The 20,338-nt window shown below is 59.2% G+C and carries 19 protein-coding genes; 8 read left to right on the top strand and 11 right to left on the bottom strand.

Annotated features, from left to right (window positions below):
* Positions 1–45: 45 nt before the first annotated feature.
* From alkB to J3Q04_RS14820, 4 genes are all read right to left on the bottom strand, one after another.
* The gene (gene alkB / locus J3Q04_RS14835) at positions 46–726 is read right to left on the bottom strand and encodes a DNA oxidative demethylase AlkB (RefSeq protein WP_434610966.1); all 681 of its coding nucleotides are present in this window, start codon (positions 724–726) and stop codon (positions 46–48) included.
* Positions 713–1,432 (bottom strand): 2OG-Fe(II) oxygenase, encoded by a 720-nt coding sequence (locus tag J3Q04_RS14830; protein ID WP_434563617.1) that lies wholly within the window; start codon positions 1,430–1,432, stop codon positions 713–715. The genes alkB and J3Q04_RS14830 overlap by 14 nt, the downstream gene beginning before the upstream one ends.
* A gap of 135 nt (positions 1,433–1,567) precedes the next feature.
* Positions 1,568–1,738 (bottom strand): hypothetical protein, encoded by a 171-nt coding sequence (locus tag J3Q04_RS14825; protein WP_420767712.1) that lies wholly within the window; start codon positions 1,736–1,738, stop codon positions 1,568–1,570.
* A 26-nt stretch (positions 1,739–1,764) separates the two neighbouring features.
* Positions 1,765–2,067: a DUF1883 domain-containing protein gene (locus J3Q04_RS14820; protein WP_003182962.1), complete on the bottom strand. Its 303-nt coding sequence runs from the start codon at positions 2,065–2,067 to the stop codon at positions 1,765–1,767.
* A gap of 206 nt (positions 2,068–2,273) precedes the next feature.
* Here J3Q04_RS14820 and J3Q04_RS14815 point away from each other — a divergent pair, with 206 nt between their 5' ends.
* A complete protein-coding gene (locus J3Q04_RS14815) occupies positions 2,274–2,624 on the top strand; it encodes a hypothetical protein (RefSeq protein ID WP_420767713.1) in 351 nt (116 codons plus the stop codon).
* Positions 2,625–2,638: 14 nt separating this feature from the next.
* On the opposite strand, the gene J3Q04_RS14810 is transcribed toward J3Q04_RS14815, so the two are convergent.
* Positions 2,639–2,920 (bottom strand): hypothetical protein, encoded by a 282-nt coding sequence (locus J3Q04_RS14810; RefSeq protein ID WP_420767714.1) that lies wholly within the window; start codon positions 2,918–2,920, stop codon positions 2,639–2,641.
* A gap of 114 nt (positions 2,921–3,034) precedes the next feature.
* On the bottom strand, positions 3,035–3,250 hold the full coding sequence (locus tag J3Q04_RS14805; protein ID WP_420767715.1) for a hypothetical protein: 216 nt from the start codon (positions 3,248–3,250) through the stop codon (positions 3,035–3,037).
* Positions 3,251–3,483: 233 nt separating this feature from the next.
* Here J3Q04_RS14805 and galU point away from each other — a divergent pair, with 233 nt between their 5' ends.
* From galU to ahpF, 4 genes are all read left to right on the top strand, one after another.
* Complete coding sequence (gene galU / locus J3Q04_RS14800) at positions 3,484–4,323, top strand: UTP--glucose-1-phosphate uridylyltransferase GalU (RefSeq protein ID WP_039592970.1); 840 nt, start codon at positions 3,484–3,486, stop codon at positions 4,321–4,323.
* A gap of 174 nt (positions 4,324–4,497) precedes the next feature.
* Complete coding sequence (gene gorA, locus J3Q04_RS14795) at positions 4,498–5,853, top strand: glutathione-disulfide reductase (protein WP_434611555.1); 1,356 nt, start codon at positions 4,498–4,500, stop codon at positions 5,851–5,853.
* A gap of 234 nt (positions 5,854–6,087) precedes the next feature.
* Entirely contained in the window at positions 6,088–6,651 is a 564-nt protein-coding gene (gene ahpC, locus J3Q04_RS14790) for an alkyl hydroperoxide reductase subunit C (RefSeq protein WP_011061677.1), read from the top strand.
* A gap of 123 nt (positions 6,652–6,774) precedes the next feature.
* A complete protein-coding gene (gene ahpF, locus J3Q04_RS14785; RefSeq protein ID WP_434610970.1) occupies positions 6,775–8,337 on the top strand; it encodes an alkyl hydroperoxide reductase subunit F in 1,563 nt (520 codons plus the stop codon).
* 68 nt (positions 8,338–8,405) lie between these two features.
* Here ahpF and gloA read toward each other — a convergent pair whose 3' ends face one another.
* Positions 8,406–8,927: a lactoylglutathione lyase gene (gene gloA / locus J3Q04_RS14780; RefSeq protein WP_420767718.1), complete on the bottom strand. Its 522-nt coding sequence runs from the start codon at positions 8,925–8,927 to the stop codon at positions 8,406–8,408.
* A 147-nt stretch (positions 8,928–9,074) separates the two neighbouring features.
* On the opposite strand from gloA, the gene J3Q04_RS14775 reads away from it, so the two are divergent.
* Positions 9,075–9,605, top strand: coding sequence for a DUF4946 domain-containing protein (locus tag J3Q04_RS14775; RefSeq protein ID WP_434610973.1), 531 nt, complete (start codon positions 9,075–9,077; stop codon positions 9,603–9,605).
* 92 nt (positions 9,606–9,697) lie between these two features.
* Here the strand turns inward: J3Q04_RS14775 and J3Q04_RS14770 are convergent, their stop codons facing one another.
* Together J3Q04_RS14770 and J3Q04_RS14765 are read right to left on the bottom strand one after the other, a co-directional pair.
* On the bottom strand, positions 9,698–10,063 hold the full coding sequence (locus J3Q04_RS14770; protein WP_420767720.1) for a histone-like nucleoid-structuring protein, MvaT/MvaU family: 366 nt from the start codon (positions 10,061–10,063) through the stop codon (positions 9,698–9,700).
* Between the two features lie 318 nt (positions 10,064–10,381).
* The gene (locus tag J3Q04_RS14765) at positions 10,382–11,254 is read right to left on the bottom strand and encodes a LysR family transcriptional regulator (RefSeq protein ID WP_434610975.1); all 873 of its coding nucleotides are present in this window, start codon (positions 11,252–11,254) and stop codon (positions 10,382–10,384) included.
* Between the two features lie 128 nt (positions 11,255–11,382).
* Here J3Q04_RS14765 and J3Q04_RS14760 point away from each other — a divergent pair, with 128 nt between their 5' ends.
* Positions 11,383–12,327: a DMT family transporter gene (locus tag J3Q04_RS14760; protein WP_434610978.1), complete on the top strand. Its 945-nt coding sequence runs from the start codon at positions 11,383–11,385 to the stop codon at positions 12,325–12,327.
* Between the two features lie 250 nt (positions 12,328–12,577).
* A complete protein-coding gene (hppD, locus tag J3Q04_RS14755) occupies positions 12,578–13,654 on the top strand; it encodes a 4-hydroxyphenylpyruvate dioxygenase (protein ID WP_434610981.1) in 1,077 nt (358 codons plus the stop codon).
* A 172-nt stretch (positions 13,655–13,826) separates the two neighbouring features.
* On the opposite strand, the gene J3Q04_RS14750 is transcribed toward hppD, so the two are convergent.
* Together J3Q04_RS14750 and J3Q04_RS14745 are read right to left on the bottom strand one after the other, a co-directional pair.
* Positions 13,827–16,736: a hypothetical protein gene (locus tag J3Q04_RS14750; RefSeq protein WP_434610984.1), complete on the bottom strand. Its 2,910-nt coding sequence runs from the start codon at positions 16,734–16,736 to the stop codon at positions 13,827–13,829.
* 100 nt (positions 16,737–16,836) lie between these two features.
* Positions 16,837–20,289, bottom strand: a complete 3,453-nt coding sequence (locus J3Q04_RS14745) for a hypothetical protein (RefSeq protein WP_434610986.1) — start codon at positions 20,287–20,289, stop codon at positions 16,837–16,839.
* Positions 20,290–20,338: the final 49 nt, after the last annotated feature.

Raw genomic sequence — 20,338 nt, 5'->3', positions numbered from 1 at the left:
ATCCAGGTGACGACACTCCGGGTCTTGCGGTTGAATTCTGCATTGTTATCCGGCCATGCGGAACGTCATGTTGATGCGTTGGGCGCCCAGACGTGTATGTTGTCCCGGCTTGAGCGGCAGCACGCCGTGGTAGCGCAACCGATCCACGCCGCCCCAGATTGCGATGTCGCCATGAAACAACGGAATGCGCTGGCTTTTGTCGCTGCGCTCGAATCCACCAAACTGGAATGTCGCCGGCAGGCCAAGGGAAAGCGAGACGACGGGGGCCGTCAGGGAGCGCTCGTTCTTGTCCTGGTGCAGCGACATCCGCGCGCCGGGCACGTAGCGGTTGATCAGGCAGGCATCGGGCTCGAAGTGCTCGAAGCCCGCTTGCCGGGCGGCGGCCTGGGCCAGCTCGCGAAACACTGACGGCATGGCGGGCCAGGGATCGCCTGTCTGTGGATCATGGGCGGTGTAGCGATAGCCGCTGCGGTCGGTGGTCCAGCCGAGTGCGCCGCAACTGGTCAGGGCCACCGACATGGTAAAGCCACCGGGCGTGACCATCTGCCGGAACGGTGCGGCCTGCAAGACTGTTGCCAGCGCTGGCAACAAACGGTCGAGCCAGGGCAGGGCAAACCCGCGTAGCACGAAGGATTGCTGGCCGATCTGTTCGACCTGGCCAGGCGTGGTGGGCGCCTGGTCGGCGAACAGGTCGAGAGTGACGGGGGTGTCGTCATTGCGCATCATGAAAAATGATCCCGAGTGTATGCCGGCGACCGCTGTGTACACGGCTGACGCCATGGCGCAAGTTAACCCGATAATACCCGCGAACGCCTTTGACCGGCCGCTGGTGTACGGCGAACACCACGGCGTCGCCTTGTTTCAAGTCGATGACTTGGGGGCGTGACTGCATGCGCGGGCGTTGCTCGGTGAGGACGAACTCGCCCCCGGTAAAGTCGTCTCCCGGTTCCGACAGCAGGATGGCTACCTGTAACGGGAACACCTGTTCGCCATAAAGGTCCTGGTGCAGGCAGTTGTAATCCTGCGGGCCGTATTGGAGGAGCAACGGTGTGGGACGCTGCTGCCCGGCGGCATGGCAACGGCGGATGAAATCCGTGTGCTTATCGGGGTATCGCGTTTCCAGGCCCATGCAATCGTTCCAGCGATTAGCCACTGGGACCAGCATCGGATAGAGCGACTGGCGCAATTGCTGGACGATCTCAGGCAGCGGATAAGCGAAATACTGGTACTCACCGCGCCCGAATCCGTGGCGCCCCATTATTACCCGCGAACGAAAAACCCCGGCGTCCTCATACAAACCGCTCAACTGCCGGCATTGTACGGTCGGCAGCAGGTTGCGAATGATCGCGCAGCCGTCCTCATCGAGGCTATCCACCATGGTGGGCCAATCGAGGTGGGGGAGGTGTTGGGTCAATAGAGGCGTTGAGGACATGATTGCAATCCTGGATAAAAGGACTGTTCAGCCTGAAGAGTGCAGCGCTGCCGGGCACTCCGATTCTTGCGATGTGAAGCGCTTTTTGTAGAAAGGGAGCAAGCTCCCTAACCACAAAAAGCCAGCTGGCAGGCTTCAGAGTGCCTTGCTGACCTTGAGATCGGTGATCTGATCATCGGTCTCGCCATGCAACTTTTGCAGCGCGACCAGCGCTTCTTCCTCGGTGCCGGTCTGCAGTTGCGCGAACTCGAAGCGGCGCTCGCCGTTGAGTTTGTACTTGATAACGTATTTGGTTGTCTGGGCCACGGTTTTACCTATCTTGGACGGGGGGCTCAACTCAGCTTCGAACTGGAGCGCCGGATGATCTTGATCTTGTGGGTCAGGGTCGGCTTGCGGGTAACGCTGATGGCGCGACGGTTGACGGTGTCGATGGTGATATTCCAGAAGCCCGTGCTGGGGGCCGTGATCCTGGCCGGGAACGTGTCGAACGCGCCGCCGTGATAGGTGTGGCGGCCACCATTCTTGAAGCTACGGAAATTGGCGTCGTTCATCAAACGGATGTTGCACATTTGGGAGCATTCGATCACGACGATATCGTCTTCGTTGAGGTGCTCGCGCTGGTGGATGAATTTCATGGGCGCCTCCAGAAGGGCATTTCTTGCAAATCAGGACAGTAAGATGAAGCAATGATAATGGAGCGCAGTTTATCAGCACCGCGGGTTAATATCCGGCCCCTGTCCTGGGTGTCATTCATTTATCAGGCGGTGGCGAATAAAAAATGAGAGGACGTTGGAGAAAATCGACGTTTGCATTGTCGGAGGGTCTTTATTGGAGGATTCATATGAAGCGCAGCGTGTGGGTATTGGCCTTGGCCTTGGGTGGATGTGCATCGGTATCGGACATCAACCAGACGCCGCCCACCATGAGCGTCATCTCCGGCAAGAAACCTCATGAATACGCCAAGTGCGTTGCCGACAAGCTTCTGGAGAGCCGTGGCCCGCTGCAAATGGAGCCACATAAGAATGGCGTGCGGGTGATCGTCCCCGGCAAGCTGTCGGCGCTACCGGCCGCGGTGTTCGACATCGACGAACGCTCCAGCGGCTCCAGCATCAAGCTGCACGAAAGCCTCTCCAACGTACCGGTGCGCCCGGGCGACGTTCAGGATGCGGCCAACGCTTGTATTTCCGGTTAAGCAGGGCCCGTCCTTTATTTACAGACGACCACCACGCTGCGGCTGGTGAAGTTGCCCACGTCCACACCGAGGGTCTTTTCGCTGTCGTTGGCCTGTGGCGTGCCATCCGTGCCGACGATGCGGTAGCCCGTACCGGCGCAGGAAGCTTCCGCTTTCTCGTAACACGTCGCCCAGGAATTGGCTTCGCCTGAACAGTCGATGGCCAAGCCTTGTTCACCGGTATCCAGATAGGTTTTTTCTGCTGAGGCACAGCCTGCCAGGGCCAGAACTGCAAACAGCGCCAGGATTGTCTTCATGGGGGTTGTCATCAGGATGGGGAGGAATGGCGCGAGATTATAGCGAATGGCCATTCCGGTACAGCTAAACCCGCGGCCCCTTCCGAGCACCAGGGCTTCGGCGGGGCCGTCTGTTTATTTCTTGCGGCGAGTATTGCGCGCTGGCGCCTGTTCACGTTCCCGGGGCGCCGGGGCGGAACGTTCGTCCTGAAAGACCGCGGCGACTTCCACCGCCATTGTCTTGGTGGGCAAGGGACCGGCGACCTGCTCGCCGTGGTAGTTGATAATCCACCACTGGCCGTCCTTGTCCTGGCTGACCGAATAACCGTTTGCGTTCTGTGTTGCCGACATCTAGCTGCCTCGTTGGCGGAATCAAGGCGGCCATGATACGCCAAATGCTCGCAAACCGTGCTGATGGGCGTACAGTGAGGACCGCTGGAACCATCGAAGCGAAAGGCGATTGAACTATCCGCCGGTTTATTTCTCTATGATGGCATCGGTTGGCCAGCGCAGGCATTGTAAGGTGCCTGCCGGCTGATTAGACTGCGCCGAAACTTGTACACACCGCCTTTTCAAGGACTTATATGATCAAGAAATGCTTGTTCCCAGCAGCCGGTTACGGTACTCGCTTCCTGCCAGCGACTAAAGCCATGCCCAAAGAAATGCTGCCGGTGGTGAACAAGCCACTGATCCAGTACGGCGTCGAAGAAGCCCTGGATGCGGGCCTGACGGAAATCTCCATCGTCACCGGCCGTGGCAAGCGCGCCCTGGAAGACCATTTCGACATCAGTTACGAGTTGGAAAACCAGATCAAGGGCACCGACAAGGAAAAATACCTGGTCGGCATTCGCAAGTTGCTGGACGAGTGCTCGTTCTCCTACACCCGCCAGACCGAAATGAAAGGTTTGGGCCATGCGATCCTGACCGGCCGCCCGCTGATCGGTGACGAACCGTTCGCCGTGGTTCTGGCGGACGACTTGTGCGTGAACCTGGAAGGCGACGGCGTTTTGACCCAGATGGTCAAGCTGTACAAGCAATTCCGTTGCTCCATCGTGGCGATCCAGGAAGTGGATCCGCAGGAAACCAACAAGTACGGTGTCATCGCCGGTGAAATGATCCGCGAAGACATCTACCGCGTTCACAGCATGGTTGAAAAACCAAAACCTGAAGATGCGCCGTCGAACCTGGCGATCATCGGCCGCTACATCCTGACTCCGGACATCTTCGACCTGATCGAACAGACCGAGCCAGGCAAGGGCGGTGAGATCCAGATCACCGACGCCCTGATGAAACAGGCCCAGAACGGCTGCGTCATGGCCTACAAGTTCAAGGGCAAGCGCTTCGACTGCGGTGGCGCCGAAGGTTACATCGACGCAACCAACTTCTGCTTCGAGAACTTCTACAAGACCGGCAAGGCTTACTGATTCAGCCTGCGTCGCGCCTTGAAAAAACGCCCCGACTGGTTCGGGGCGTTTTTTTTTCTGCAAAAAAACCTTCCGCCAATCATCAATCACACAAACAAAGTCGCTGTTTGCGCTGCAACGCTGCCTCAAGTGAAAACAGCAGGTATGCTGACAACCTGCCGAAGGAGATAGATGATGGCCTACGATTTTGATCTGTATGTGATTGGCGCCGGTTCCGGCGGTGTGCGGGCGGCGAGGTTTGCCGCGGGTTTCGGCGCGAAAGTGGGCGTGGCGGAAAGCCGCTACCTGGGGGGGACCTGCGTCAACGTCGGCTGTGTGCCGAAAAAACTGCTGGTCTACGGCGCGCATTACGCCGAGGATTTCGAACAAGCGTCGGCCTACGGCTGGACGGCGGGCGAGGCGAGTTTCGACTGGGCCACGCTGATCGCCAACAAGGATCGTGAGATCAATCGCCTCAACGGCATCTACCGCAACCTGCTGGTCAACAGCGGTGTGACCTTGCATGAAGGCCACGCCAGGATTACCAGCCCTCATGAAGTCGAGATCAACGGCGAGCGCTACACCGCCAGGCACATCATGATCGCCACCGGCGGCTGGCCGGTGATTCCGGATATTCCCGGGAGCGAGCACGCCATCGGTTCCAACGAAGCGTTTTTTCTCAAGACGCTGCCCAAGCGCATGCTGGTGGTGGGAGGCGGCTACATCGCCGTGGAATTCGCCGGGATCTTCCACGGCATGGGCGCGCAGACATCCTTGCTCTATCGCGGCGACCTGTTCTTGCGCGGTTTTGATGGCGCGGTGCGCAAGCATCTGGCCGAAGAGCAGCAGCGTCGTGGCTTGGACCTGCAATTCAACGCAGACATCCAACGCATCGACAAAGAAGCCGACGGCAGCCTGAAAGTGACGCTCAAGGACGGTCGCACGTTGTCGACCGATTGTGTGTTCTACGCCACCGGCCGCCGGCCGATGCTGGACAATCTTGGGCTGGAGAACACGGGCGTCAAGCTGGACGAGAAAGGCTTCGTGCAGGTCAACGAAAAATACGAGACGGCTGAACCGTCGATCCTGGCCATTGGCGATGTGATCGGCCGTGTGCAGCTCACGCCTGTCGCCCTGGCCGAAGGCATGGCGGTGGCGCGGCGCCTGTTCAAGCCTGAGCAATACCGCCTGGTCGATTATCGAATGATCCCCACGGCGGTGTTCAGCCTGCCGAACATCGGCACGGTAGGTTTGACTGAAGAACAGGCTCGGGAAGCCGGCCATGAGGTGCAGATTTTCGAAAGCCGTTTCCGGCCGATGAAGCTGACCCTCACTGACTGCCAGGAACGCACCCTGATGAAATTGGTGGTCGATGCCAAGACCGATAAGGTCCTGGGCTGCCACATGGTCGGGCCGGACGCCGGTGAAATTATCCAAGGGCTGGCGATTGCCCTCAAGGCCGGTGCTACCAAGCGCGATTTCGATGAAACCATCGGCGTGCATCCAACCGCAGCCGAAGAATTCGTCACCATGCGTACGCCTACCGCCTGATCAGGCTTTTCGTCCATGGGGCTGTGATCCGTTGATCCAGCCCCGTGAACTGTCAGGCAGCTGCCACGATCAATTGATCGCCGCCTTCGGCAGCTTCCACAGATTTCTTCTATCTATATAGATTCCTGATAGTCAAAACCAATCATTTGCATGAGCTTTGGCAATGAGCCAACAGCGCAATGAATGGCTAAGATTCACCCCATCAACTTTTCAACCACTGACGGAGAGTCAACGATGCCTATCATCAACAGCCAAGTTAAACCGTTCAAAGCCACCGCTTTCAAAAACGGCGCTTTCGTCGAAGTATCGGACGCCGACCTGAAAGGCAAGTGGTCTGTCGTGTTCTTCTACCCAGCTGACTTCACCTTCGTTTGCCCAACCGAGCTGGAAGACCTGGCCGACAACTACGCCGAGTTCCAGAAGCTGGGCGTCGAAATCTACAGCGTGTCCACCGACACTCATTTTGCCCACGCCGCCTGGCACAACACTTCGCCAGCCATCGGCAAGATCCAGTACACCATGATCGGCGACCCGACCCTGGCCATCTCCCGCAACTTCGACGTGCTGATCGAAGAAGCTGGCCTGGCTGACCGCGGTACTTTCGTGATCAACCCTGAAGGTCAGATCAAGATCGTTGAAATCAACGACGGTGGTGTAGGCCGTGACGCTTCCGAGCTGCTGCGCAAGATCAAGGCAGCCCAGTACGTTGCCGCTCACCCAGGTGAAGTCTGCCCAGCCAAGTGGAAAGAAGGCGAGGCCACCCTGGCTCCGTCCCTGGACCTGGTCGGCAAGATCTAAACCAATGCGTTACCCGAGGGCGATCCGCTCTTAGCCAAGTAAGCCGCTTCGCCCCAAAAAACGCCCGGGCGAGATTCGCCTGGGCGTTGTTTTTTCTGAAATTCAAAAATGGAAATCGCCCGTATGTTGGACGCCAATCTTAAAGCTCAGTTGAAGTCATACCTGGAACGGGTCACCCAGCCGATCGAGATCGTTGCATCCCTCGACGACGGTGCGAAATCCCAGGAAATGCTTGCGTTACTCAAAGACGTTGCCAGTCTTTCCAACCAGATTACCTTGCTCGACAACGGCACCGATGCGCGTAAGCCATCGTTTTCGTTGAACCGTCCGGGAGCCGATATCAGCCTGCGTTTCGCCGGCATTCCCATGGGGCATGAATTCACTTCGCTGGTGCTGGCCCTGCTGCAAGTCGGTGGCCACCCTTCGAAGGCCAGTGTCGAAGTGATCGAACAGATCCGCTCGCTCAAGGGCGATTTCAACTTCGAGACGTATTTTTCGCTGTCGTGCCAGAACTGCCCGGACGTGGTCCAGGCGCTGAACCTGATGGCGGTGCTGAACCCGAACATCAAGCACGTCGCCATCGACGGCGCGCTGTTCCAGGCTGAAGTCGATGAACGCCAGATCATGGCCGTGCCAAGCGTGTATTTGAACGGTGTGAACTTCGGCCAGGGTCGCATGGGCCTGGAAGAGATCCTCGCCAAGATCGACACCAGTGGCATCGAGCGCCAGGCTGAGAAGATCAGCGCCAAGGATGCCTTTGACGTGTTGGTGGTGGGCGGTGGCCCGGCCGGTGCCTCGGCGGCCATCTATGCGGCACGAAAAGGCATCCGTACCGGTGTGGCGGCCGAGCGTTTCGGCGGCCAGGTGCTCGACACCATGGCCATCGAGAACTTCATCTCGGTCCAGGAAACCGAAGGGCCGAAACTGGCTGTCGCCCTGGAAGAACACGTCAAGCAATACGACGTCGACATCATGAACCTGCAACGCGCCGACGCACTGGTGCCAGGCACGGCCGGTGGGCTGCATGAAGTCAAGTTCGCCAGCGGCGCGAGCCTCAAGGCCAAGACCGTGATCCTGGCGACCGGTGCCCGCTGGCGCGAAATGAACGTGCCGGGCGAGCAGCAATACCGCAACAAAGGCGTGGCGTACTGCCCGCATTGTGACGGTCCGCTGTTCAAGGGCAAGCGGGTCGCGGTAATCGGCGGCGGTAACTCCGGCGTCGAAGCGGCCATCGACCTGGCGGGTATCGTGTCCCACGTCACGTTGCTGGAGTTCGATGTGCAATTGCGTGCCGACGCGGTGTTGCAGCGCAAACTGCACAGCCTGCCGAACGTGACGGTGATCACCAACGCCCAGACCACCGAAGTGACGGGTGACGGGCAGAAGGTCAACGGCCTGCGCTACAAGGACCGTCCGAGCGGTGAAGTGCGCGACGTGGCGCTGGAAGGGATCTTCGTGCAGATCGGCCTGTTGCCCAACACCGATTGGCTCAAGGGCACCGTCGAGCTGTCGCCGCGTGGCGAGATCATTGTCGATGCTCGTGGCGAAACGTCGATCCCGGGTGTGTTCGCTGCCGGTGACGTGACCACCGTGCCGTACAAGCAAATCGTGATCGCCGTGGGCGAGGGCGCCAAGGCTTCGCTGAGCGCCTTCGATCACCTGATCCGCACCTCCGCACCGGCCTGATAGCCAGTCGCTGAAAGAACAAAACCCCATGGGCCTTGGCTCATGGGGTTTTTTTGTGACCGCAGAACTTACAACGGTGCAGGCTGGATGATCTCGACCCAATAACCGTCCGGGTCTTTGATGAAGGCCAGGCTTTTCATGCGGCCATCACTCAAGCGTTTCTGGAAGTCACAGCCCAACGCTTCGAAGCGCTCGCAGGCGGCGACCACGTCTGGCACGGAGATGCAGATGTGGCCGAAACCGCGCGGGTCGGTGTTGCCGTTGTGGTAGGTGAACGCCGGATCGTTTTCGGTGCCGTGGTTATGCGTCAGTTCGAGGATGCCGGGGATCGATTTCATCCACTCGGTACGCGCCGCCGCGTCCGCCGGGATCTGGTTCTTGTCGACCAGGGCAAGGAAATACAGGCTGAATTCGGCCTCTGGAAAGTCGCGCTTTTCCACCAGGGAAAAACCCAGCACACGGGTGTAGAAATCAAGGGACTTGGTGATGTCCTTGACCCGCAGCATGGTGTGGTTGAAGACGAACTTGGCCGTTGCGGCATCGGGTTGAGCGGTGACGCCAGGGAAAGTATTGAGTTCTTGCAGGCTCATGGGCCCTCCGAAAAATAAATGGGGCTTGTGCTAGCTTCCTTGCAGGTGCGTCCATGATACGCAAGGGGCGAGGCATCGCCAAACGTGCCTATTGCCTGGTGGTGCGTCGCGCTTCAGACTTCACGATCAGTTCTTGAGTGCAACGCAATGTTTCGACCGCTTTCTTCGCTGTTCGTCCTGTTGTTTGCCGTCGCGTCGAGCGTCGATGTGGGGGCGGCCGAACCACAGGTAACCTGGCCCTCGGGATGGATCATCGAATCGCTGCCCGCCGACGCACCGGCCCCGGCCAAAGGTACCAGTCGGCAGCGCGCCACCAAAAGCGACCCTTCGGGCAATGCCGTGATGGTGATGGAGTTGACCGCGTCGGCTGTCGAGCCCGACCATCAAGTAAACTTGCAAGGCGTGCTGTTGGAAATGAGAAAGTCCATTCAGAAGGATTTTTTCCAAGGTGGCTATCAAAGTGTCTGCAATAAGATTCACGCGTCCGTATTGGGCGGCGTAAGCGCTTTGGAAACCACTTGCACGATCACGCAAAACGGGCGTCATGTATTGTCGCAGACCCTCGTCGCGGCACTTAATGAGGGTAATGCCTACGTGTTGTCCTATGCGGGGCAGGCGCAGGTATTTGTAGAAAGCCAGGATGAAATACAGTCGGTACGAAATAGCCTGAAATTATAAGGCTTTCAGCGTAATACTCTTGGGCCAACACGAAAGTTCGGCCCATAAAAAAGCCCTGGGTGCAGGCCAGGGCTTTTTTCGTTGTAGTGCTTTCAACCGCGCAGCCAGGAATCGACGGTGCTCGCACCGTATTTTTCCTTCCAGGCTTTCAAACCGCGATGGTTGCCGCCCTTGGTTTCGATCAGTTCGCCCGTGTGCGGGTTCTGATAGACCTTGACGACGCGGGCACGGCGAGTCTTTGGCGTCTTGCCCGACGACAGGCCTGATTTGGACGGGCTCGGGTCGAGGATCGCAACGATGTCGCGCAGGCCCTTGCCGTAGGTTTTCATCAGCCCTTGGAGCTTTTCTTCGAATTCGATTTCTTTCTTGAGCCCGGCGTCATTCTTCAAAGCTTCCAGCTGCGCGAGCTGCTCTTGAAGGGCCTTTTCGGCTTTGCGAAATTCAGCGAGTCTGGACAATATAATTACTCCAATCAAAATATAAGGCTGATACCAACCGCAAACAAAGCTATAAGCCAGGCGCCTTGTAGCGACTCGGTGACTAATGACTCTCCTGCTATCTGGTAGAGGCAGAAAAAATTGTAGTAGTTAAACCGAAAAGTGTAAATCGTAACTTTTTCGTTATGTAACAGCTGTTGGCGTTTTACCATCAGTCGGGCCGATGACGTCAAGCGACTGGCGACGGAGATTGGCTGTTAGCAGTACTAGGCGGTGTAATGAAATCGCGTGCTCTAGTCCGTTGGGCTAATAGATAACCCTATCGAAAGTTAAGCGCAATCAAGTCGGCTGAACGGCCTGTGCCAGCTCGATAAATGCCAGGGTTGCCGGCGAGGCCTGGCGGCTATCGAGTACGGCCAGGCCGATCTGTCGTGGGATGGGAGGCGACAGAGGACGAACAACGAAGCCAGGATTATCGAACAGGGGCAACGAGCCTTCGGACACTACGCTCACCGCGTTGCCACGAGTGACGAGGTCGAGCGTACTGAGCAGTTGCGAGCAGCGATAACGGAGATTGGGTGTCAAGCGCGCGGCATTGAACAGTCGCCAGACCAGTTCCGACGAGCCGGCCTCGGTGAGAATGAAAGGGTCGTCGCACAAATCCTTGAGTTGCACGTGGGTTCGATCCCCTAGGGCGTGAGCAGCAGGGAGCAGGGCGACCATCTGGTCGGTCATCAACGCGAACGTATCGAAGCGTTCCTCCGGCAAGACCACGAAACCGACGTCGATCCGGCGTTCGTCCAACCATTGCAGAACCTGCCGGTCCGGCCCCTCGTCGACATGCACTTCGATCCCCGGGTGCAAGGTCCTGAAGCGTTCCAGGATAGCGGGCAACAGCTTCATCGAAGCTGTCGGGCCGAACGAGCCGATGCGCAAGGTTCCGCGGCGCATGCCTCGGGCATCGGCGGCTTCCTGGCGCAGCGTGTTGGCCAAGCCGAGCATGGCTCGGGCCCGCAGCAGCAATTGCTGGCCGATGTCGCTGGGCTCCACCAGGGTCTGATGACGCCTGAACAGCTCGACGCCCAGTTCGTTTTCCAAGGATCTGATTGCGTGCGACACCGCTGATTGTCCGATGCCCAACCGTGTCGCGGCTGCCGTGAAGCCGCGCAGCTCGGCGACCAGCGAAAAGATTTCGAGTTGGGTCAGGGTCATGAGTAAAGGCTCATTTTACGATGACAAGATATGAGGCGAACAATACGGCACTTGAGCGACAGAGAAAACCGTGGCGAGGGAGCTCCCTCGTCACTGGCATCCGAACGACCTTGAATGAGATGAAAGCAATGAAACCCATGGAACATTCCATGCCGATCGCTTCCGACCTGCAGGTCTACCTGAAGCTCGCCATGGTCACAATGATCTGGGGAGGGACCTTCGTGGCCGGGCGGATCCTCTCCGATGCATTGGCGCCCATGCTGGCCGCCAGCCTGCGCTTTTTGCTGGCGAGTCTCGCGCTGCTGGTGTTTCTCGGGGTGGCCGGCATTCCTCTGGCCAGGCCCAGCCTGAAGCAGGGCTTGCAGCTGGCGATGCTGGGTTTCTTCGGTATTTTCTTCTACAACCTGTGTTTCTTTTATGGTTTGCAATACATCAGTGCGTCGCGGGCCTCGTTGATCGTGGCGTTGAACCCGGCGGTGATCGGGCTGGCCTCCTGGTGGTTATTCAAGGAGCGCCTGAGCCGCTTGAAAGTCGCCGGCATCGTCTTGTGTCTCGGCGGGGCGGGTCTGGTGATCGTGGGTCGTGACCCGGCCTTGCTACAAACAACGGAGCAAGGGTGGGTAGGCGACGTGCTGATTTTCGGCTGCGTGCTCGGCTGGGGTATCTACTCGCTATTTTCCAAAAGCCTGAATGAAAGCCTTGGCCCCTTGCAAACGGTGACCTGGTCGATCCTGCTGGGCACGCTGATGCTCTGGGGAGCGTGCGCGGCCGGGGGAGAGATTCGCTTCGCGGCGCTGACCGCACTGGATGCCGGGCAATGGCTGAGCCTGTTGTACCTTGGCGTACTGGGCTCGGCGCTGGCCTATATCGCCTGGTATGACGGCATCCGCCGGATTGGCGCGACCCGGTCCGGCGTGTTCATCGCGCTCAATCCACTGACGGCGGTCCTGCTGGGCGCCTTGCTATTGGACGAACGGCTTACGGCCTTGATGTGCGGGGGCGGGGGACTGATCCTGATGGGTATTTTCCTGTGCAACAAACCCCTTGCACGCTCGGCCAAAAAGGCGATTTGATACCCAAGGCGGACAAATGTGGTTACGCTGTGTAGAATCGATTTACGCATATAAGAATAACGTCTTCTGGCAGCAGAAGCCTCGCCCGCAAGAGCCTTGGGTCGACAATGAAGATACTTGGGTTTCAACTGATCTATGGCGATTTCCTCGCCCGCAGCGTCCGCGGTATTTCCTGCGCGCCGCCGCGCGCCCTCAGCATCACTGGCAACTAACGTTTCTTGTTAATTGATAAGCATGATGAGGCGCCGACATGGCAGATCTATACGAAAACCCGATGGGCCTGATGGGCTTTGAATTCATCGAATTTGCATCCCCTACGCCCAACACCCTGGAGCCGATCTTCGAGATCATGGGTTTCACCAAGGTAGCGACCCACCGCTCCAAGGACGTACACCTGTATCGCCAGGGCGCGATCAACCTGATCCTCAACAACGAGCCCAATAGCGTGGCGTCCTACTTCGCCGCCGAACACGGTCCGTCGGTTTGCGGCATGGCGTTCCGCGTCAAGGACTCGCAAAAAGCCTACAAGCGCGCCCTGGAACTCGGTGCCCAGCCGATCCATATCGAGACCGGCCCAATGGAGCTGAACCTGCCTGCGATCAAAGGCATCGGCGGCGCGCCGCTGTACCTGATCGACCGTTTTGGCGAAGGCAGCTCGATCTATGACATCGACTTCGTGTTTCTCGAAGGTGTCGACCGCAATCCGGTGGGTGCGGGGCTCAAGATCATCGATCACCTGACCCACAACGTGTATCGCGGGCGCATGGCGTACTGGGCGAACTTCTATGAGAAGTTGTTCAACTTCCGCGAGATCCGCTACTTCGACATCAAGGGCGAATACACCGGTTTGACCTCCAAGGCCATGACCGCGCCGGACGGCATGATCCGCATTCCGCTGAACGAAGAATCCTCGAAGGGCGCCGGCCAGATCGAAGAGTTCCTGATGCAGTTCAATGGCGAGGGCATCCAGCATGTGGCGTTCCTCACCGACGACCTGATCAAGACCTGGGATGGGCTGAAGAAAATCGGCATGCGCTTCATGACCGCGCCGCCGGACACCTACTACGAAATGCTCGAGGGCCGTCTGCCGAATCATGGCGAGCCAGTGGCGGAGCTGCAATCGCGTGGCATCCTGCTCGATGGTGCTTCCGAGCAGGGCGACAAACGCTTGCTGCTGCAGATTTTCTCGGAAACCCTGATGGGCCCGGTGTTCTTCGAATTCATCCAGCGCAAGGGCGACGATGGCTTCGGCGAGGGCAATTTCAAGGCGCTGTTCGAGTCGATCGAGCGTGACCAGGTGCGCCGTGGTGTGCTGACTACTGACTAATGCCTGAGTGTCACAAACACCGCCCGGCCTGATGCCGGGCGGTTTTTTTTGCCCGGCGCAAGCTACGCTGGCGATCCATCCGCCCGTGGTGGCGCCGTCGCCAGCAAGCTCGCCCGCGCCCTGGATATTGGCCAGAGCAGGTCCGGCATCAATGCTTGACCGGTGCTGTTTGTCAGGCGCTTTGCACGCGTTTCAACCCAATCGCTTCATCCAGGTGGGCCGTGAGGGCGTCCAGGTTGTCAAACAGACGAAGCTCGGTAAGCCCCCATTCCGGTCGATTGATATAAAGCTTGCCCGACAACTGATCCTTGCTGACCAGCGTTCTTTTGATCGAGCTGTCCTTGGAACGGTGGAAGATCATGGTGCCTTCCGGTCTGGTTTCGACAAGGTACATGCCAGGATCGGTCAGCCGTGGGTGCCTATCCATCAGGCGCAGCGGCGAGACGGGAATCACCGTCGTGCCGCTGACCTGTTTCAGACCGGCAGTCTTGAGCGCCCACACCAGTGCGTCGATTTCCTTGAACTTCACTTTGTTGACTTGCCACACCCGGTGGTAATGCTGGGACAGGTCGGGAATGTCGACCGATAGCTGGTCAGCGGCCATAAGCAGAGGGTATACGCTGAAGTCCCCCAGCTGATGTTTCGCCAGGTACAGCTGAAACCCATCTTCCGAGCGTTCGATCAGGAATTCGTTCGGCTTGTTCAACAACTTGCCAGGGCTGACGGGCGCCCGCCGTATCAGCTGGGTGCCGGTACTTATCTCCAGCAGCAGATCTGACTTCACAAAAAGGTACCCGGCGCCGGAGGGCGTACGGTGAGCGGCTGGTCGTGCGATGGGCAAGAGACTGGAAACGATCTCTCCTTCATCGGGCAGCACTCGCGTGGGTTGACTGCCGGCATCGACCACGCGTACCCCGACGGCACCTTGCAGTTCAGCCAATCCGGGGGTGTTTCGAGCGGTATTGGCGTGGCCGCTCTCCACCAGCGCCACCCATTTGTGCGGGCCCCGGTGGGCCTGGTCGGTCTCGATGAGGGTATGGGCCACGTACTTGAAGTTCCTGGAGCGCTCGGGGGCGTGCCGCCTCATTTCGTCCCTGAAGGTGATCGACGTGTCGAGCGCCTGCACCTTGATGCCGTGCCGGTGAGCAACAGTGATGAGGTTGACCAACGAATGGGCGCTGGAGGAATTCATCTGCTGGAGTTCGTCCTGGCGCCGGAGATTCGCCCGCAGAGGATCGGACATCGCACCGCTGGAGGCAAATGCATCCAGCCGGGGTTGATCGTATTCAATGATCAGGTTTTCCATGTAGAGCGTCTTGACCTGCTGCTCCTTCAGGGCGGGCATGTTGTCGATCAAGAACTTCCTGGCGCCGATGGCGTTGTAGGCCGCTCCCAAGACCAGGCCATTGGATACACGGTAAATGCTTTCAAGCACAGCGGGGGGTGGGCTGTAAGGTCGCAGTGCCGGCGTGCGCGGCCTGGGGCGGGTGACCGGTTGGCCTTCGAAGAAGTACTGGCTGGCGCTGATGGTATCCCTGGCGCGCTGGAAACGTTCCCTCTGGGCGGTTTCGACATCGAGACCACGCTGCACCGGTATTGTCGCAAAAAGGCTATGGGGGTCCTGCGTAAGGTTGGCACTTCGAATGTCTTGTTCCAGAACGCGTCGGTAACGAACGGGCAGCTCGAATGGCTTCATGCCCTGGCCCCCTACGTTCAGGTTCAAATCAGCGGCCCCGAGCGACGGGTCCTGGATGACCTGCAGGTTCGGGCCATGGGCAAGGTCCTCGACATGCAAGCTCATCACACCTTGCACTTGGGCCAGGCCAGGCGTGTTGGGGTAGCTGAAAGTCACCGTGGCGTGCTGCTCCTGTTCAAGAGCGATGTTCCTTTTACGATACTGGGACGCTCCCACCAGGGCGACCCACTTGCCTTGCGGACGATTAAGGCGGTCGGCATTGATCACTTGGCTGGCGTGATACGTGAACAGGCCTCGGAAACCGTCGTCTCCGGACAGTTCCGCCTGGGCCCTGGCGGCGCAGTCCAGGGCCTGGACCCTTATGCCATTTTCCCGCGCCGCGATGATCAGGTTCTGATAGGTGTAGGGCGTTGGCGGGACCGCGTCATCATTCACGTCGAGAGCGTGCAGGCGACGCTTCAGTCTGGCGTCGAGGACACCGGTTCTGGCGAACCCGTCCAGGACGACCTGGTCGATGTCGATTCGCAAGCGATCCAGGTACAGCGTCGTTACACCGCTTGCGACCAGTGCCGGCATCGCGTCGATCAGTTGCATCTTGCTGCCGGTGCCCGAAAACCGCTCCGTCATGACCAGGCCTTGGGAGTGTTCGAAGATTTTCTCGATGAGCTTGGAAAATGTCTCCACGCCAAGCAACGAAGGAGCGGCGGAACGAGGGATCCGTTGGGCGTTTTGAAGGAATAACCGGGCGTCCTCTTTCAGTTGGTTCTGTTGGGTCCGGTAAATAGGGCCTAAAGCAGCGTCGCGCTCTTTGATGGACTGGCTCGATAGCCCCTCGTTCCTGCGATCGAATACTGCTCGCTGGTCCTTGCCCAGTTGGTAGGCCCGCAGCTTCGTGGCGAAGGCGTTTTCGCGCCAGGACACCGCGCCTGTTGGCCGATAGAGTGCCGGGCCCGAAGGTGACAGTTCATTCAGGCCCCACGCGTAATAAGCGTTCAAGGCAGGGTCATGGACGACCCGGGCGACTTTTCCGTCGTCCAGATCGACGTAGCTGCCGTTGCCGTTGACCCGAAGACCATCGGCGCGGGCCGGTGGCAACCCTTCGGGTGGATTGAGCGCGTAGCGATCCAAGGACCTTGGCGAAGGCTGCGCAGCCGTTGGGGCGCCACTGGTCGGGTCCGTCAGCTCGACGGGTGGCGGCGGGCTCTTCTGGGATGAAGCCCCGGCAGAGCCACTGGGCTCGGACGTCGACGTGTGGGGGCGTGGCGGGATGCCGGTCCCAGGCAATGCAAGATGAGGCGGCAGCCTGACGTCGGGTAGGGTGATCGTGCCCGGATCGGTGCCTGGCGTGTCTGTGCCCTTCGGGCGCACAGGTTTTTTTGGAGACATGTTCTCTTCCTTGATAGGTGTCGTGTTGCAGCGGCCAGCCGGTGCCGACGCGTGCGGACGGGTTGGTCTTGGCTGCTTGGACGTGTTGAGGGAGTGTTGTTCAGTGCTGGGCAACGGTCCCGATCATCAGGTCCGAGCTGTTCACTTCTTGCGTGTCGTCGCTAGCGAGAATCCAGCGCTGGTCCAGTACGTCATAGAAGATCGCGCCTGGCGTGCCGTCAGCGAGGCGAACGCCAGCGACGCTGAGAAATGTCGTCGCCAGGCTGCCATCAGCTTCATGGGCCTGGATTTCTCGCAGGAGCGTGGCAATGTCGGCATGGAACCTGGCATTGATGCTCAACAGTCGCGCTTTCGCCAGAGCGGTGTCGATCTGGTAACGGGTGCCGGACACGAGTTCCACATGCACAATTTCCGGTGGTTTCCGGTCATCGGGCTCTGGCGTGAGCAACAACCGCACGTCACCGAGCAGGACCCAGGTCCTACCGACACGGATATCGCTGCGGGCCAGATCCATGTCAAAGCTGTCGGCGTGAATATTCCACCCCGACGAATCGGTTGCGCTGGTCGTATACAGGCGCAGGGTGGCGCCAGGGCTGGGGTGGACTTCGTAAGTGGAGGCGTTGCCCTCCAGCTCGTAAATGCTGGTGTGCTGGCGTTCAGGTAACCTGATTTTTTGCGGTCTGGAAGGCAGGCGTATGACTTCACGGGACGGGGACCGGAAGACAGCACGACCAGGGCGTCGGCGCAGTACATGGCGCCCCTCGACCACGCGTGTTCCCGGGTTCTGGTAATCATCGTGGAATGACGGCCGTACCGTACCCACCCGGTAGGAGGTGCCGTCACGAAAGACCAGAGTGATGGCGCGCGTGAGCGATACGCCAGTGGACATCAACATGCCCGTGACATTCGACGCAACACCCTGGTTATGCTTCATCCAATGATCGAGCGTCAGCCGCGTGCCGTTGGTGAATTGCAGCACCAGCTTCATGTCGCTGTAGGTCAGCCAGTTCCAATAACCGATGGTGCGAACCTCCACGCGATAATGAGCGTGGACGGCTTCCAATTCGCTGTCGTCATGGTCCAGGAACAGCGTGGTGGTTGCGTTGGCCGGTTGCTGCGGGATATCGAAGATAGGGTCGGGGCATTCCCTGGCAACGAAATAGTTTTCGGAGACGAGATCCCGTGAGGCGACTTTTTCACCATTGAAAATGACCGGCGCGGGCGGCGATTTGCCTTGATGCATCATGATCGCGCTGACGGGGTGATCTTCCGGGGCGAGCAAAGCGTCTGGCAGATCCGGCTTGAAAGTGAAGCCATCTTGCGTCACGAACAGCAGAGCGTCATTACGCAGGACCCGTTGAGTCCCAACCTGGCAATACGTATCGACAATGCACAGCTCGCGAAATAAATCCGTTGTCTGCGCATCATGGGATAACGTCACCTTCAATGACGTGCCCTGGATTTCCCAACCCTTGATCCCTTCCGCTGGATAGCCGAGTTCAATGATGCTCGGCTCCGTCCCATCCTCGGTGATATGGATGTCGCCAGTGTTGATGGCGACGTAGTAACGGTCCGTGCCGGGGCCACCGTCGACCCGACTGGAGTTGCCCATCAGCCGGAACACATCATCGCCGCGTCCACCGGTGGCTCGGTCATCCATACCATTGAGCGTGATGTGGTTGGGGTGCCGGTCACCGATGACTCGGCTGTAGCCACGGGGCAGTGTCTCGACGTTTTCAATCGAGGTGATCGTTGCGTAGTGGGCAGGGTGGGTGTCGTCGTGGGACTTCAACAGGGAGAGTCCGCCGGGCAGATCGATTTCAAGGCCGAGATAGGCGTAAGAGCCGTTGACGTCCGGGAGTCGACCCTGCAACGACAGCGTGTCGTTGCCCGCGCCGCCATGCAGCGCGTTCCTGGCATCCACGACCGGCGTCTTGAGTGTCTCGTTCACATGGAACATGAACGCATCATCCTCCGAACCTCCCGTCAGGCTCTTTTTACCCGTTGAGAAGCTGAAGTAGTTGGGTTTGTCGTATACGCCGAAGACCTGGTCGTTGCCGCCACCCAACTGCCAATAGATGCCCTTGCCCTTGCCCGGTTCACCGACGGTCACCCTGGGAGCCTTGTCCAGCCCCCGAGATGCGTCGATTACATCGTCGCTTTCCACTACCTCTGGTGTGCTCACTTCCCGGTAAGGCTGCTCGCCGTCATCCCAGTGCAGTCTCCAGTGCTTGAGCGGTTGCATGTTGACTTCGAAGCGGCCGCTGACGAGGGCTTCCACGCTGGGTTTCAGCTCGCCGTCCAGCAGCTTGCGCGCCTGGTCCACCAGCGCCTGGGTGTACCCGACACGGGTGCGCGCAACCTCGTAGCGTCCCATCACTTGAGTATCGAGCGCTTGCCCAGTGAACGCGAACCAACCCGAGCGCCAGCGTTCGTTGATGCTCAGCTCAATGTAATCGTCAATGTCATCGACCTGGCGTGCTGCGCCGTAGACCCTTGCGCCCACCATCAGGACGGCGCACGCCACCAACCCAACCGCGCCGGTCAGACCGAACCCCGCCATTGCCGCCGCCCCGAGCGCGACCGAGAGGCCTGCGCTCGCCACGCTCATGCCGGCCGAGACGTAATGGTCCATGGCTTCCTTGCCCGTGGATCTGGCGGCGGCGTCGAAGGCATTGATGGCGTGGTAGATATCGAAAGGGAGCGTGAGGATGCCGGCCATCAGGCCCGCGCTGCGGATCAGCCATTTGCCCACGGCGGTGGCCTTGAAGCCCATGAGCACCCGGTCAGCCTGGCGCAGCATTTGTTTTCCGGTCTTCAACAGCCCGTGCTCCACCATGACCGAAGTGAGCTCACCGCCGATTTCCCCGGAGCTGACCGCTATCTCGGCCAGATCGCTGTTTCTCAGGCCATCACGGATCCCCACCAGACCACCGTAGATTCCGTAGATCTGCATGCCCAGCGCAGCGGTGAGCATACCGTGGCTCTTCAGGTTGTTGACCCAGGTTGGCATGCCCGGTGCGAAGGGTTGGCCCTGCAACGCTTGCATCGCCTGCAACGCATCGAGCAATTTGCCGAACGTGTCCATCGACCCGCTGGGGACGTGGCCTGGTGTTGGCTCAAGAATCGCGGGGGAGCTGGAGGATCGGACGGACGCGAGCTCGAACAACAGAGAGGTCGCATCGGGGGCGTTGCCCGAAGGGTGCGCCTTGATGTAAGTCTCGATCATCAGTGGATCGAACCGGACGGCATCGATCAGCGCTCCGTCCGGTTGCGAAAGAAGTGCCGAGTCTGTTGCGGTCCCGTCGTCGCCCAGGCGTGCGCCCATGCGATAAAGGTCGACGCGGCTTATGCTCAACTCGCCAATCTTCACCGGCCCCAGGCGTTCATCCAAACGCGTGAGCCGTTCCCGGGGCGTTGGTTTTTTATCCGGTTGCGTGTCGTTATGTTCGGGCAGACGTTGCAGCGGATGGGACGTGATATCGGTGATCACCACAGGTGGAATCCGTTCCACCCCTGGTTGGGCGGATCGCCCTTGGGAAGGTTCTGACATCGATAATTCCTTTATCGTAAGGTCTGCCGAGCGCCCTCCTGGCGTTCGT

It is taken from the genome of Pseudomonas sp. D4-21 (assembly GCF_051132125.1).
GTDB lineage: Bacteria > Pseudomonadota > Gammaproteobacteria > Pseudomonadales > Pseudomonadaceae > Aquipseudomonas.
The sequence above is the reverse complement of the archived record's forward strand: the minus strand, read 5'-3'. Positions and strand labels throughout refer to the sequence as shown.

Bases quoted from the DNA above. Each gene is read 5' to 3' on its own strand.
- alkB (WP_434610966.1), bottom strand. From the start codon at position 726: ATGATGCGCAATGACGACACCCCCGTCACTCTCGACCTGTTCGCCGAC.
- J3Q04_RS14830 (WP_434563617.1), bottom strand. From the start codon at position 1,432: ATGTCCTCAACGCCTCTATTGACCCAACACCTCCCCCACCTCGATTGG.
- J3Q04_RS14820 (WP_003182962.1), bottom strand. From the start codon at position 2,067: ATGAAATTCATCCACCAGCGCGAGCACCTCAACGAAGACGATATCGTC.
- J3Q04_RS14815 (WP_420767713.1), top strand. From the start codon at position 2,274: ATGAAGCGCAGCGTGTGGGTATTGGCCTTGGCCTTGGGTGGATGTGCA.
- J3Q04_RS14810 (WP_420767714.1), bottom strand. From the start codon at position 2,920: ATGAAGACAATCCTGGCGCTGTTTGCAGTTCTGGCCCTGGCAGGCTGT.
- J3Q04_RS14805 (WP_420767715.1), bottom strand. From the start codon at position 3,250: ATGTCGGCAACACAGAACGCAAACGGTTATTCGGTCAGCCAGGACAAG.
- galU (WP_039592970.1), top strand. From the start codon at position 3,484: ATGATCAAGAAATGCTTGTTCCCAGCAGCCGGTTACGGTACTCGCTTC.
- gorA (WP_434611555.1), top strand. From the start codon at position 4,498: ATGGCCTACGATTTTGATCTGTATGTGATTGGCGCCGGTTCCGGCGGT.
- ahpC (WP_011061677.1), top strand. From the start codon at position 6,088: ATGCCTATCATCAACAGCCAAGTTAAACCGTTCAAAGCCACCGCTTTC.
- ahpF (WP_434610970.1), top strand. From the start codon at position 6,775: ATGTTGGACGCCAATCTTAAAGCTCAGTTGAAGTCATACCTGGAACGG.
- gloA (WP_420767718.1), bottom strand. From the start codon at position 8,927: ATGAGCCTGCAAGAACTCAATACTTTCCCTGGCGTCACCGCTCAACCC.
- J3Q04_RS14775 (WP_434610973.1), top strand. From the start codon at position 9,075: ATGTTTCGACCGCTTTCTTCGCTGTTCGTCCTGTTGTTTGCCGTCGCG.
- J3Q04_RS14765 (WP_434610975.1), bottom strand. From the start codon at position 11,254: ATGACCCTGACCCAACTCGAAATCTTTTCGCTGGTCGCCGAGCTGCGC.
- J3Q04_RS14760 (WP_434610978.1), top strand. From the start codon at position 11,383: ATGAAACCCATGGAACATTCCATGCCGATCGCTTCCGACCTGCAGGTC.
- hppD (WP_434610981.1), top strand. From the start codon at position 12,578: ATGGCAGATCTATACGAAAACCCGATGGGCCTGATGGGCTTTGAATTC.
- J3Q04_RS14750 (WP_434610984.1), bottom strand. From the start codon at position 16,736: ATGTCTCCAAAAAAACCTGTGCGCCCGAAGGGCACAGACACGCCAGGC.
- J3Q04_RS14745 (WP_434610986.1), bottom strand. From the start codon at position 20,289: ATGTCAGAACCTTCCCAAGGGCGATCCGCCCAACCAGGGGTGGAACGG.